At 33.3% G+C, this 13883-nt stretch carries 13 protein-coding genes; 12 read left to right on the top strand and 1 reads right to left on the bottom strand.

Annotated features, from left to right (window positions below):
- The first annotated feature begins 3 nt into the window (after positions 1-3).
- Both arsC and GB234_RS07815 read left to right on the top strand, forming a co-directional pair.
- Positions 4-342, top strand: coding sequence for an arsenate reductase (glutaredoxin) (arsC, locus tag GB234_RS07820; protein WP_151893993.1), 339 nt, complete (start codon positions 4-6; stop codon positions 340-342).
- An 87-nt stretch (positions 343-429) separates the two neighbouring features.
- A complete protein-coding gene (locus GB234_RS07815) occupies positions 430-2892 on the top strand; it encodes a TonB-dependent receptor (RefSeq protein WP_151893992.1) in 2463 nt (820 codons plus the stop codon).
- Between the two features lie 76 nt (positions 2893-2968).
- Here GB234_RS07815 and GB234_RS15070 read toward each other — a convergent pair whose 3' ends face one another.
- On the bottom strand, positions 2969-3136 hold the full coding sequence (locus GB234_RS15070) for a hypothetical protein (RefSeq protein WP_172966863.1): 168 nt from the start codon (positions 3134-3136) through the stop codon (positions 2969-2971).
- Between the two features lie 127 nt (positions 3137-3263).
- Here GB234_RS15070 and fumC point away from each other — a divergent pair, with 127 nt between their 5' ends.
- The 10 genes from fumC to GB234_RS07765 all read left to right on the top strand — a co-directional run bounded on the left by fumC (position 3264) and on the right by GB234_RS07765 (position 13787).
- The gene (gene fumC, locus GB234_RS07810) at positions 3264-4658 is read left to right on the top strand and encodes a class II fumarate hydratase (RefSeq protein ID WP_151893991.1); all 1395 of its coding nucleotides are present in this window, start codon (positions 3264-3266) and stop codon (positions 4656-4658) included.
- Between the two features lie 138 nt (positions 4659-4796).
- Positions 4797-5996, top strand: a complete 1200-nt coding sequence (locus GB234_RS07805) for a 7TM diverse intracellular signaling domain-containing protein (RefSeq protein ID WP_151893990.1) — start codon at positions 4797-4799, stop codon at positions 5994-5996.
- A gap of 192 nt (positions 5997-6188) precedes the next feature.
- On the top strand, positions 6189-6842 hold the full coding sequence (locus GB234_RS07800) for a TrmH family RNA methyltransferase (RefSeq protein WP_151893989.1): 654 nt from the start codon (positions 6189-6191) through the stop codon (positions 6840-6842).
- A 187-nt stretch (positions 6843-7029) separates the two neighbouring features.
- Positions 7030-7980 carry an SDR family NAD(P)-dependent oxidoreductase gene (locus tag GB234_RS07795; RefSeq protein WP_151893988.1) on the top strand — a complete coding sequence of 317 codons (951 nt, stop codon included), beginning with the start codon at positions 7030-7032 and terminating at the stop codon, positions 7978-7980.
- 9 nt (positions 7981-7989) lie between these two features.
- Positions 7990-8901 (top strand): helix-turn-helix domain-containing protein, encoded by a 912-nt coding sequence (locus tag GB234_RS07790; protein ID WP_151893987.1) that lies wholly within the window; start codon positions 7990-7992, stop codon positions 8899-8901.
- 4 nt (positions 8902-8905) lie between these two features.
- Entirely contained in the window at positions 8906-9415 is a 510-nt protein-coding gene (locus GB234_RS07785; RefSeq protein WP_151893986.1) for a hypothetical protein, read from the top strand.
- Between the two features lie 186 nt (positions 9416-9601).
- Positions 9602-9976 (top strand): VOC family protein, encoded by a 375-nt coding sequence (locus tag GB234_RS07780; RefSeq protein ID WP_151893985.1) that lies wholly within the window; start codon positions 9602-9604, stop codon positions 9974-9976.
- Positions 9977-10082: 106 nt separating this feature from the next.
- Complete coding sequence (locus GB234_RS07775) at positions 10083-10652, top strand: non-canonical purine NTP diphosphatase (protein WP_151893984.1); 570 nt, start codon at positions 10083-10085, stop codon at positions 10650-10652.
- A 257-nt stretch (positions 10653-10909) separates the two neighbouring features.
- On the top strand, positions 10910-12748 hold the full coding sequence (locus GB234_RS07770; RefSeq protein WP_151893983.1) for a DEAD/DEAH box helicase: 1839 nt from the start codon (positions 10910-10912) through the stop codon (positions 12746-12748).
- Between the two features lie 274 nt (positions 12749-13022).
- Positions 13023-13787 carry a carboxypeptidase-like regulatory domain-containing protein gene (locus GB234_RS07765; protein ID WP_151893982.1) on the top strand — a complete coding sequence of 255 codons (765 nt, stop codon included), beginning with the start codon at positions 13023-13025 and terminating at the stop codon, positions 13785-13787.
- The last annotated feature ends 96 nt before the right edge of the window (positions 13788-13883 follow it).

Genomic DNA, 13883 nt, shown 5'->3' with positions numbered 1-13883 from the left:
ACTTTGACAACACTTTACCATAACCCTCGCTGTTCAAAATCACGGCAAGCATTACAACTTCTTCAAGAAAAAGGAGAAACCGTTGATGTAGTTTTATACTTAAAAAATGTTCCATCAATTGCTGAGATTAAAAATTTGTTGTCTTTACTAAATATCACTGCAGAAGCATTGGTTAGAAAAGGAGAATTAATCTGGAAAGAAAACTATAAAGGCAAAGAAATTTCTGAAGAAGAAATCATTAAAGCCATGAATAAAAACCCAAAACTCATTGAAAGACCCATTGCAATAAAAGGAACAAATGCAGTGATTGGTAGACCTCCAGAAAAGGTACTTGAACTTTAACTTATAGGCTGTTTTGTTTTAACAAAAGTTTGGCATATTTCATTTAAACCATGATGACCTTTGAATGTCAAACTTGGAAACAAAAATATGAAACAGCTATCGACCATTTTATTATTATTAGTAACGCTCACCACTTGGTCTCAACAAATAACAGTAAAAGGAAAAGTACTTGAAAGCACATCTGGCTTACCGCTTGAATTTGCTACAGTTGCATTTATTAATCAAGATGGAAAAATAGTAACAGGAGGAATTACAGATCAAAAAGGAATGTTCTCTATTGAAGTCGATGCAGGAACTTACATTGTGAGATATGAATTTATTTCTTTTGAAACAAAAGAGCTTCCTTATCAAAAATTAACTTCAAATATTACTTTATCACCTGTTTCTTTAAGTGAAAGTGACAACGTTTTAAACGAAGTTGTATTAAGAGCCGAAACTACAGAAGTTCAAGTACGACTAGATAAAAAAATATATAATATAGGAAAAGACCTAACTACAAGTGGAGCAACCGTCGGTGATGCACTAAACAATGTCCCTTCTGTGACTGTAGATGTTGAAGGTGCAATTGCGCTTCGCGGAAATGAAAATGTACGTATTCTTATCAATGGTAAACCATCTGCAATTGCAGGTTTTGGTTCTACAGATGCCTTACGTCAATTACCCGCAGATGCTATTGAACGCGTTGAGGTAATCACCTCACCATCTGCCCGTTATGATGCCGAAGGTACTGCAGGAATTCTAAATATAATTTTAAAGAAAGAAAAAACTCTAGGTATTAATGGATCCATAAATACGAGTGTGGGTGTTCCTACAACAAGCAACGTTTCTGGTAATATTAATGTAAGGACAGATAAGTTCAATATTTTTAACACTACAGGGTATCGTTATAGAAATGCTCCCGGAAATGCTTTTTTCTCAAATTTTTATAAAAATATAGAACCAGCTTCTGGTAATAATCCTTTAGTAACAGAAAAAAGAATTTTTGAAAGAGAGGATAAGAGCTTTAACACAAATCTTGGTATTGAATATTATCTAACAGAAACCTCTAGTATTACGGCAACAGGTTTTTTACGCTTCGGAAATGATGATGATGTTACAACCAATACTGCAAATGAATTTAATTTTGATAATGATTTAGCAATTTCTCGTCTACGTATCGAAAATGAATTAGAAGATGATGTCAATTATCAGTTTTCACTAAATTATGTTAATAACCTTAGTGATGATGGACATAAATTAACTGCCGATCTTCAATATGAAATAGGAACTGAAGAAGAAAATGCTTTAATTACCGAAACAAATACCTTCCCAAATACAACTATCTTACCTTCTGAAATGATAATCAACCTAGGTGATGAGACCGAGTTTTTAGCACAAGTAGATTACGTAAGACCCATGGGTGAAAACGCTCAATTTGAAGCTGGAGCTCGTGCAGATTTAGAAGAAACTATTACAGATTATACATTATTAGAAGAAGATGTGGCAGGTGGAACATTTATAAGAGATAATGGATTGTCTAACGTATTTACTTATAATGAAAATGTATTAGCCGCATATACACAGTATGGAAATAAATTTGGTAAGTTTTCATTTCTTTTGGGACTACGTGTTGAAAACACTCAACTAAAAGGAAAAGTAGATGGGATTGACACATCTGACAATAACAACAGTGATTTAGCAATCGATTTTGACAAAAACTACACAGGCCTCTTCCCTACCGTTAATCTAATTTACGAAATTGGCGAAAGAGAGAATGTTACATTAGGGTATAACAGAAGAATTAATCGTCCACGTGGTCGTTTTATTAACCCTTTCCCAAGTCGCTCTAGTGAAGCAAATGTTTTTCAAGGAAATCCTAATCTAGACCCTGCTTATGCTAGTGCCTTTGATTTAGGATATATTAAGAGGTGGGATAAGTTAACACTTACATCTTCAATATACTATCAAAACGAAACAAATGCATTTGAACGTATTCAAGAAGACACAGGTGAGTTAACTGGTAATGGAATTCCAATTATTAGAACATTACCTATTAACCTTTCTACAAATGAACGTTATGGTGCTGAAGCAGGAATTCTTTATAATCCTGCTAAGTGGCTAAGACTTAATGGTAGTTTTAATTATTTCCTCTTTAAAACTGAAGGAGCATTTAATAATGTAGATTATGGAACAGAAAATAGTAGTTGGTTTGCTCGCGGAAGTGCAAAGGTATCATTACCAGCTAAAATTGACTGGCAAACAAATGCATTTTATAGAGGACCTAGTAATAACGCACAAACCGAAAGCGAAGGTATATTATCTGTAAATCTTGCATTTAGTAAAGATATTATGGATGATAATGGAACTATAGGCTTAAATGTAAGTGACTTATTTAACTCTAGAAAAAGAATGTCTATTACAGATACTGATACTTTTACAAGTGAAAGTGAATTTCAATGGAGACAACGTCAAGTTGCAGTAAACTTTACGTATCGTTTTAATCAAAAGAAGAAAAGAGAGCGCGGAAATCGTGAAGCAGGAAACGATGATGATGGAGACTTTGAAGGATAGATTAAAAAACTATTAAAACTAAAAAAGGAAGCTCAATAAAGAGCTTCCTTTTTTTATATAATAAAAACAAATAAGTTTATTTATTTTCTCTCTTTTTAGCTTCACGCTTTAACTTCATACTTTCAATTAAAGCACCACCTATCCAATAAGGGATAATTCCCACTAAAAAAATCATTAACCAAAATCCAATGGTTAAAATAGTTAAAAATGCAAGAAATCCTAGATATTGATCAAAATCGAACATGATAGTGTGTTTAGTTTATGCAAAGATAAAATGATTTTTTGTTTTTTGGAATAGTTCCCACTAGTTTTTCAACAAATTATTAACGAAAGAAATCTTATTTTTGTATCAATAAAAAAATCGACACAATATGACAAAATTCAGAATTGAAAAAGATACAATGGGAGAGGTTCAAGTACCTGTTAATGTGCTTTGGGGCGCTCAGACTGAACGTTCTAGAAACAACTTTAAAATAGGTGTTCCCGCTTCTATGCCTTTAGAAATTGTTTACGGTTTTGCTTATTTGAAAAAAGCAGCTGCATACACTAATTGCGAATTAGGTGTTCTTCCTGAAGAAAAAAGAGATTTGATAGCGCAAGTTTGTGATGAGATTTTAGAGGGTAAGCACGATGACCAATTCCCTTTAGTAATTTGGCAAACTGGAAGTGGTACTCAAAGTAATATGAATGTTAACGAAGTGATTGCTAATAGAGCTCATCAATTAGCAGGCAATACCATAGGAGAAGGTGAAAAAACATTACAACCTAATGATGATGTAAACAAGTCACAATCATCAAATGATACATTTCCTACCGGAATGCACATTGCTGCCTATAAAAAACTTATTGAAACTACAATTCCTGGAATTGAAGCTTTACATAAAACTTTAGAGAGTAAATCAAAGGAGTTTGCTTCTGTAGTTAAAATAGGTAGGACTCATTTAATGGATGCTACTCCTTTAACTCTTGGACAAGAATTTAGTGGTTATGCGTCTCAATTAGCCCATGGATTAAAAGCTTTAAAAAACACGTTGCCACATTTAGCCGAACTAGCTTTGGGAGGAACAGCAGTAGGAACTGGAATCAATACACCTAAAGGATATGCTGAGAATGTTGCGGGATATATTGCAAAATTTACAGACTTACCTTTTATCACAGCAGAAAATAAATTTGAAGCCCTAGCTGCACATGATGCAATTGTTGAGAGCCATGGAGCATTAAAACAATTAGCCGTTTCATTAAATAAAATTGCTAATGACGTGCGTATGCTTGCGAGCGGTCCTCGTAGTGGTATAGGTGAAATTTCTATTCCTGCAAACGAACCAGGTTCTTCAATTATGCCTGGAAAAGTAAACCCTACTCAATGCGAAGCACTCACCATGGTTTGTGCACAAGTTATAGGTAATGATGTAGCTATAAGTGTAGGTGGAATGCAAGGGCATTATGAACTTAATGTATTTAAGCCAGTAATGGCAGCAAATATGTTGCAAAGCGCACAATTAATAGGTGATGCATGTATATCTTTTGATGAACATTGCGCTAAAGGAATAGAAGCTAATACAGATGTAATAAATAAACAATTAAACAACTCATTAATGTTAGTAACTGCTTTAAACCCAAAAATAGGCTATTACAAAGCTGCAGAAATTGCAAATACAGCTCATAAAAATGGGACTACATTAAAAGAAGAAGCTGTTAATCTTGGATATTTAACAGAAACTGAATTTGATCAATGGGTAAAACCAGAAAATATGGTGGGAAACTAATCCTAAAAACATAATTTTAAAAAGCACTTTTTAAGAAAAGTGCTTTTTTTTATGCATTTCATCGATTAAATACATTTTTTTAAGCTAAAGTGCATTTGTTTTGTATCTTTCCAGTCCCAAATAGATTAAAACGTATTTATGAGATTTAGAAAACTACCCCCCGCGCTTCTATTCGCTCTACTTTTTATGGTTGCTCAAATAACAGCTTCAAATTTAAAGTCTGAAGAATATACTACTCTAGCGTTACAGCAAATAGAAGAAGTTAACATAATTGATACCAAAAAAGCTTTAGCCGATAAAATTTCGAATCAAGAAAGCAAAGTTTCAACTACTAGCATCGCTAGATATGGAAAACCTAAAATTATCAGTAGCCCAGAATCCTTTAATACAGATCTGTTTTCAAAAGGATTTTTCTACGGTATTTCGGTAATGGTAATTATAATTAATATAATATGCCTTTTCATATTTAGTGATAAAGTCTATGGATATTTTGCTTTTTTGGTGGCTACCATTACTACACTAATATTTACTACAGACGGATTAATCTCCGTGTTTTTCAAAAGTATTGCATTACATAGTACTAGAATAGAGACCACTTTACTTGTATTGGGTACAATTTCAGCATCTCTTTTTTCTTCAAAATTTTTAAACTCAAAAGAAGTTTACCCAAGATTAAGGTCCATAACTATTCCTCTATTATATCTAGCAGGTATGCTTACAGTACTATTTTGGTTTATTGATAATCCTACTTTTATGACAGCTGCTTCAATAATTTCATTTGTAATAATACTATCATATTTTACAGTTGGAATAAAGCTTTTTAAAACAAAAAATTACGCCAAATTCTATATCGTAGGATTTATCATTCCTTTATTTTTTAATATAGATTATTTTTTATTGGGGGGAATGGGATTTAATTTTTTTGGTACTGAAGCCAATCATATAAAAATATCAGTTGTAATCCAAATGTTATTATTAACCTATGCAATCGTATATCGCATGCAAGAAATAAAAGATGAATCAATTTTAAGACATATTGAAATGAAAATATTCCTAGAACGCCAAGACGCAATGTCAAGAGACAATTTAGCACAAATGATGCGAGACGTATATTTAGAAAACTTAATAATGCAGTACGATTTAGATGGTATTGAAATCAAGTTATTACAATACATTTCAGAAGATAAATCAAACGAAAAAATAGCAAAAAAACTTAGCATTACTCCTAATGAAGTTGAAGAAATAACTAAAGATTTATATAACAAACTGGAAATAAGTGAAGCTATTAAAGAAGACCATCGTATGCTAGAAGCGCAACCAGATTATCTTTACAATTAAACGCATCCCCAATTTTTTATTAAGCCATCTTCTACATTTGAGATGGCTTTTTTTTTTATGCCGAAAAGTAACTAATCAGAAACCTTTAGTTATTTAAATTGATTAATAGAATTTTAAAAATAAAAAAAGCATAATGTAAAATGCTCAAAGCGCAAATCAATTGTTTATTTTAGCTGAAACAATTTTTAACCATTGGATTTAGGACTTCTAGAACACCTACAAAGCTATTTAACCGAGCGTAGAATAGAGCGATTTGAGTCAATTTTAAAACAACGCACACGCCATTTTCATGTGGTTACAGAGGATGTTTATCAATTGCACAACACCAGCGCAGTTATGCGAAGTTGTGATGTGTTTGGCGTACAAGACTTAAGTATTGTCGAAGAAATTAACTCAAAACAAATAGACAAAGAGATAGCGATGGGGTCTCAAAAATGGGTCAATCTCAACCGCTACAATTCCATATCAACATGTATAGAGGACCTAAAGACTGAAGGCTATCAAATTGTAGCAACATCTCCTCATGGAAAATCTGTTGAGTTGCATGATTTTGATGTAACAAAAAAAAGTGCTTTTTTCTTCGGAAAAGAGAAAGAAGGATTATCTGACGTTGTTTTAAATAATGCCGATGTTTCCCTGAAAATCCCCATGTATGGATTTACAGAAAGTTTAAATATTTCAGTTTCAGCCGCTATTGTATTACAACACGTTGTTACAAGGCTTCGGAAAAGTGATGTTGATTGGCAAATTTCCGAAGATGAAAAAAATGAACTCCGTATTGAATGGGCGAAAAATACCATTAAAAGTAGTGCTGAAATAGTGGAACGTTTTTATGAAGATAAATAATATTGTTTTTTCGCACCTTTTTTACAAATAAATAAAACGGTTATTGTAAAAAGAGTTCAATATTTACAAAAATCACCAACTATTTTGCATACTCAAACTAAAAAGTATACAACATTTGAAAATCTGTATAAATAATTAAGTTTGCTTCACTCCTACCTTTGCAATATTAATTTTAACAATTTGCAAAATGAAAGAAAATCAATTTGGTAAAAAAGGGTGGACACCTAATAGAATTGGAAACTTAATTGGCAAAACCTATGTCATAACAGGTACTACGAGCGGAACAGGATTTGAAGCAACGAAAATACTACTATCTAAGGGAGCAAAAGTTGTGATGCTCAATCGTAATACAAAAAAAGCTGAGAATACAATAACGACTTTAAAGGAAGAACTCGGCACTTCTATAGACGTATCGAATATACAAATGGACTTGGCAGAACAAGCATCTGTAAAAAAAGCAGCGTCAACAGTTCTTAAAACAGTTCTTCAAATAGATGCACTAATATGTAACGCAGCAATTGCTCAAGTACCTAAACAAAAACTAACAGTTGATGGCTTTGAGAGTCAAATGGGCACCAACCATTTTGGGAATTTTGCTCTTCAGGCTTTATTATTTCAATTAATAGAAAAATCTAAAGGACGCATAGTAACTGTTGGCAGTATGGGGTATAATATGGGTATTAAAACTATACAATTTGACGATATAAATTGGGACAAGAATTACAGTCCAAATGGTGTATATAGCCAAAGTAAATTAGCACAAATTATGTGTGTTTACGAACTGCAAGACCGATTAAAAGAAGCGGGCAAAACCGATGTTAAAGTGTATGCATGCCATCCAGGGGCTTCACGAACTTCATTGATTAAAACCAGCGGTAGTTTAATGACACGATTTGTTTGGCAATTAATGAAATTATCACCACTAGTACAATCTGCTGAAAAAGGTGCGTATCCGCAATTAATGTGTGCAACAGAATTAAACCTTGACCAGCGTGGTTTTTATGGTCCAACAAAAAGAATGAATACGGTAGGTCCCGTTGGAGCTCATCCATTAAAACCACACGCAAAAGATAAAGCTGTGATTGAAAAGTTTTGGGAACTTTCGGAAAAGGAAACAGGTATAAAATGGAATATTTAAATTTGTAGTATGCAACATTTTAAAACCTTGTCATCCTATTTAGACTATTTAGAATTACCTAGTCCAGAGCATCCCATGTTAAGTGTGTATAATTCAAAAGGCGATGGATATTTACCTTGCCCAAGAGAAAGTTCACCACCAATTACAAACGATTGCTATTCTATTAGTTTAAAGAAATTTTTAAAGGGTGACTTAAACTATGGGCGAACAAAATACGATTTTACAAACGGAGCATTAATTTTTATTGAACCACGACAAGTACTGCAATGGGATAATAGTATAATTTTTGAGCAAAAAGGTTTTTCAATAAACTTTCACGAAGATTTTCTGAAAGGAACAGAATTAGCTCAAAAGATTAAGAAATATAATTACTTTTCTTATTCAGCTAATGAAGCATTACACCTTTCGCCAAAAGAAGAAAAGCAGATAGAAAGCATCGTAGAGAACATTGAAATTGAATATCAAAACAACCAAGATGAATTCAGTAAAGAAATTATTATCTCACAATTGGATACGCTTTTGAAATATGCTAATCGTTTTTATGAACGGCAGTTTTTGAATAGGAAAGAACAATCGAATGACTTATTAGAACGGTTTAATTTGCAATTATCTGAATATTTTGAATTAGGACACGTACAAGAAAAAGGTATTCCGAATATAGAACAAATAGCAAATAAAATGTCCGTTTCGCAACGCTATTTAAGTGATACGCTTAAAAGAGAAACGGGGAAAACAACTACAGAACATTTACACTTACGCTTAATAAACGAAGCAAAAAATATTTTATTAAAACCAAATAAAAGTATATCGGAAGTAGCGTATGAATTGGGATTTGAATATCCACAATATTTTTCCCGATTATTTAAAAAGAAAGAAGGCATCAGTCCGACAGAATACCGAGAAAAATATAAACTGAATTAGCATTATGGACATATTAAAAACAGCAACAGATTGGGCTAAAGCCGAACTTTTTTCAACCCCATTTTTTATTCTTTTCGGACTTGTATTTATATCGGTGAGCATCGGTTTTTGGCAATTGGGAAAAACTGACATTGCCAAGGCATACATCATTCCTACCCTGGTAGCTGGAGTTATGCTATTGATTATAGGCCTTGGTTTATTTTTTACCAATAAATCGAGAATTACTGAATTTGAAACTGCTTATAATAAAGATGCTTCGGCATTTGTCACAGCTGAAATTGCCCGTGCAGACAGCACATTAAAGGAATACAAAACAATAGTTTTCAAAGTGATTCCAATTATTATTATAGTAGCTGCTTTGCTAATAATCTTTATAAACAGTCCAACTTGGCGAGCAGTTAGCATCACAACTATTGCTATGATGATAGTTATATTGCTAATAGACGGAACTGCTCACGCAAGAATTGAAGCTTATAAAGAGCAATTAGAATTATTTAAAAATAGAAAATATTAAGTTTTGTGATCTTCTAAATCAAACTTAAGACTAATAAAGAGAAAACTATTATAATTAAGCTGTTTGAACTACATTAAAAACCTCTGTAAACATTTTCACCTCCATCCTATTTATTATCAATAATACTTTTCAGTAATTAAATGAACTTATCGTATTTTTAAAATCTTTAGCAAAAAATTAAAAATTATGGAAATGAATACTTTTAGTTGGATTGAAATACCCGTTTTAAACATGACTCGCGCTATTACATTTTATGAAAAGGTATTAGAAATCAAAATCGATTTAAAAGATTTTGGAGATGTAAAAATGGGCTGGTTTCCCTCAAAAGGTGAAGCTTATGGTGCCACAGGAACGCTCATCCAAAATAACAATTATAAACCTAGTGAAAATGGAGCACTTGTTTATTTTGCATCTCAAGATTTACAAAAAGAGCTCGATAATGTTGAAGAAGCTGGAGGAAAAATACTAAAAGAAAAAACCCAAATCTCCCCAGACCACGGTTACATGGCTGTAATTTTGGATACCGAAGGCAATCGTGTTGCGTTGAATTCTAGGTCTTAAACAGTTTGAAGTAGTAGCAAAAGATAAAAACTAAATTTTTAAACTCATCTACACGTCAAATTTTTTTAACAATAAACTACAAACCATAAACTTTTTAAACTCCCAAATGAAACTTGTCTTCGCTACCCACAATAAAAATAAATTTAAAGAAGTTCAATTATTACTTCCTCACACCATAGAGCTATTAAGCTTAACTGACATAGGTTGCCATGAGGATATCCCCGAAACAGCAGATACTATTAATGGAAACGCCATTTTAAAAGTAGAATATGTTAAATCTAAATATAAACTAGATTGCTTTGCAGATGACACAGGTTTAGAAGTTGAAGCACTCAATAATGAGCCAGGCGTATACAGCGCTCGTTACGCAGGTGAGCCAAGTGATAGCGAGGCTAATATGAAAAAACTATTAGAGAATTTAAAAGGAAACGATAACAGAAAAGCTCAATTTAAAACTGCCATAGCTTTATCCTTTAAAGGAGTAAATGTAGCTTTTGAAGGTATTTGTGAAGGAGAAATAACAAAATCAAAAAGAGGTAAAAAAGGTTTTGGTTACGATCCCATTTTTCTTCCCAAAGACAAAACACAAACCTTTGCCGAAATGACATTACAAGAAAAAAGTGAAATTGGTCATCGTGGCAAAGCAATGAGGCAGTTGATTGCTTATTTTAGTTGAGCGTTATTTTTCATAAATTGAAAGATCCATAAATTTTCGATTTAAGTTTTTCTTATCACAACTAACAACTATTTGAGGTGTCTTCAACACTCACAACTTCTTAATAATTAATATTTCCGAAGCACGCTTAAAAATCAATTAAAAAGAAGTACTTTTGCACCTTGAAAATCCTCAGGGTGAGGTAGTGCTCAAGTGAAGTAATTAGTTATTTGTCAATCACTTCCCATAGCACACAAATAATTTTATTACAATAGTACATGACAGCATTTAAAGCGTTAGGCCTAGACGATGAATTACTTCAGGCAATTACAGATATGGGATTTGAAACTCCAAGTGAGGTTCAAGAACAAGCAATACCCATATTATTAGAAAAAGAAACAGACCTTGTGGCACTTGCCCAAACTGGTACTGGAAAAACGGCAGCATTTGGGTTCCCTATGTTGCAAAAAATCAATTCGGGAAGTCGAACTACACAAGGACTTATCCTCTCTCCTACTCGTGAGTTGTGTATGCAAATCACAAACGAAATGAAAGCGTATGGTAAGCATAAAAAAGGCTTAAACGTAGTAGCTATTTATGGGGGAGCGAGCATTACAGATCAAGCGCGTAATATAAAGAAAGGTGCACAGATAATCGTTGCTACTCCTGGTCGTATGAAAGATATGATTAGCCGTAACATGATTGATATTTCAAAAATTGAATATTGTGTGCTTGATGAGGCTGATGAGATGTTAAATATGGGATTTTATGAAGATATTACTGAAATTCTTTCACACTCTCCAAAAGATAAAAGCACATGGCTTTTTAGCGCAACAATGCCTAGAGAAGTAGCTTCGATTGCAAAGAAATTTATGCATGACCCAGCAGAAGTAACAGTAGGCTCAAAAAACATAGGAAGTGAAAACGTATCTCATGAATATTTTGTTGTAGGTGGTCGTGACCGTTACTCAGCATTAAAACGGCTTGCAGATGCAAATCCAGATATTTTTTCGGTAGTATTTTGTAGAACAAAAAGAGACACTCAAAAAGTAGCTGAGCAGTTAATTGCAGATGGTTATAGCGCAGGAGCAATACACGGAGATTTAAGTCAAAATCAACGAGATATTGTGATGAAACAATTCCGTGGAAGACAAATCCAAATGATGGTAGCTACAGATGTTGCTGCACGTGGTATTGATGTTGATAACATTACTCACGTTATCAACTATCAATTACCTGATGAAATTGAAACATACACACACCGTAGTGGTCGTACTGGTCGTGCAGGAAACACGGGTATTTCAATGGTTATTGTAACCAAAAGTGAAATGCGAAAGATTAAAGCCATTGAAAAGAAAATACAACAAGAATTCATCAAAAAAGAAGTTCCTTCTGGAATGGAAATTTGCGAAAAGCAGTTAATGCACCTTGCAAATAATATAAAAGACACCGAAATCAATCATGATATTGATGCGTATCTTCCTAGCATTAATGAAGCGTTAGAAAATTTTACAAAAGAAGAATTAATTAAGAAATTTTTCTCAGTTGAGTTTACACGTTTTTACAATTACTACAGCAAAGCAAAGGATATAAATCAAAAAGCAAACGAGAGAGACTACAGCGATGACACAGGTAGTGTGCGTTATTTCTTGAATGTAGGTGGAAAAGATGATTTTGACTGGATGAGCCTTAAGGATTTCTTGAAAGATTTATTAAACCTTGGAAAAGATGATGTTTATAAAGTAGACGTAAAAGACAGCTTCTCATTTTTTAATACAGATGAGCAACATAAAGATTTAGTTCTTGCAGCATTTGAAGATTTTAAATTAGACGGAAGACATGTAAATGTTGAAGTTTCTACAGAAAAAGAAAATCGTGGCGGAAGAGGTCGTGGTCGTTCTGGTGGCGGACGCAGCAATCGCAGTGGCGGTGGTGGCTACAAAGGCGGCGGTTCTGGCGGTGGCGACAGAAAAAGAAGAAGCAGCGGCGGTGGCTATAAAGGACGTAGCTCAAGTGGCGGAGGAGACAACAAATCAAAATTTAGTGGAAAACGTCGTGGTGGCGGAGGTTCAAAACCATCTGGCGGTGGAACAGGCGGACGCAGAAGAAGAGGATAGTTTTCTTAATATCTTTTAAGTCACTAGACCTAAAAGCTTACTAATTAAAGAGTGATATCAATGAAAATTTCATTAATATCACTCTTTTTTTATTATAGCTTACGCGAAAATGAGCCGGAAATTATACATACGTTAATTCAACAAACCACTCCTTTATTTTTAAAAAATTAAATCATCAACCTAATTAAATAAATATAATTTTAAAAAAATAACGACTCCTTGAAACTTTGGCACGGAATTAACGTCTATATATGTACATTTGTAATGCAATCTTATGAAACAGTATCTACTCCTTTTTTTTACATTATTTATTACAACCATATCATTGGCACAAGACATTGTTCCCATTCGTGGAACAGTTGAAAATGCAGCAGATGATAAGGCTCTTGAAAATGTAAATATTGTAAATCTTAATAAAGTGTGGGGAGCCACAACAGATGAAAAAGGAGCTTTTGAGGTTAGAGCAGCTGTGAATGATACACTTTACTTTTCCTACCTTGGCTTTAAGTCTATTAGAGTTCGTGTTACTAATGACTGGTTAAAATACGGAGATATTAAAGTGAAAATGACAGAACTTGGCATTGCGCTTGAAGAGGTTATTATCAAACCAGTAACACTTACTGGATATGTAGAGGTTGATGCTAAGACCATTCCTATTTATGACAACTATCGTTACCGTATTGACGGCATAGGTAGTGGATACGAAGGCGGTCAAAAACAGCCGGGTGCAGTAAACAAGGCATTGAGTGCCATCTTTAATCCCGCTGATTTTCTTTATCAAGTGTTTGGAAAACGGCCTCGTCAAATGAAAAAGCTCCGTCAAATGAAACAGGATGACGAAATTAGAAATCTACTTCAATCAAAATATGACAGAGAAACTCTACAAGCAATTCTCCAATTAGAACGACCAGATATTGACGAAATATTAAATAACTGTAGCTACTCTTCAGATTTTATTAAAACAGCAAACGACCTTCAAATTCTTGATGCAATTAGTGAGTGCTATGAAGAATATCGTGTGCTAAATAGGGATAAGTAACCTTATAATCTACTTACTGTCACGTTGAGATTAAAATGTTTCTGTAGTTTAATTTTGTTTTAACTAACTTACATTTATAATACAAACAAAATTTTT

It is taken from the genome of Patiriisocius marinistellae (assembly GCF_009014635.1).
Lineage (GTDB): Bacteria > Bacteroidota > Bacteroidia > Flavobacteriales > Flavobacteriaceae > Patiriisocius > Patiriisocius marinistellae.
Note: the sequence above shows the minus strand (reverse complement) of the source record. Positions and strands in the feature narration are given on the sequence as shown.

Coding starts and splice junctions, on each gene's coding strand:
- GB234_RS07815 (WP_151893992.1), top strand. CDS start 430: ATGAAACAGCTATCGACCATTTTATTATTATTAGTAACGCTCACCACT.
- GB234_RS15070 (WP_172966863.1), bottom strand. CDS start 3,136: ATGTTCGATTTTGATCAATATCTAGGATTTCTTGCATTTTTAACTATT.
- fumC (WP_151893991.1), top strand. CDS start 3,264: ATGACAAAATTCAGAATTGAAAAAGATACAATGGGAGAGGTTCAAGTA.
- GB234_RS07805 (WP_151893990.1), top strand. CDS start 4,797: ATGAGATTTAGAAAACTACCCCCCGCGCTTCTATTCGCTCTACTTTTT.
- GB234_RS07795 (WP_151893988.1), top strand. CDS start 7,030: ATGAAAGAAAATCAATTTGGTAAAAAAGGGTGGACACCTAATAGAATT.
- GB234_RS07790 (WP_151893987.1), top strand. CDS start 7,990: ATGCAACATTTTAAAACCTTGTCATCCTATTTAGACTATTTAGAATTA.
- GB234_RS07785 (WP_151893986.1), top strand. CDS start 8,906: ATGGACATATTAAAAACAGCAACAGATTGGGCTAAAGCCGAACTTTTT.
- GB234_RS07780 (WP_151893985.1), top strand. CDS start 9,602: ATGGAAATGAATACTTTTAGTTGGATTGAAATACCCGTTTTAAACATG.
- GB234_RS07775 (WP_151893984.1), top strand. CDS start 10,083: ATGAAACTTGTCTTCGCTACCCACAATAAAAATAAATTTAAAGAAGTT.
- GB234_RS07770 (WP_151893983.1), top strand. CDS start 10,910: ATGACAGCATTTAAAGCGTTAGGCCTAGACGATGAATTACTTCAGGCA.
- GB234_RS07765 (WP_151893982.1), top strand. CDS start 13,023: ATGAAACAGTATCTACTCCTTTTTTTTACATTATTTATTACAACCATA.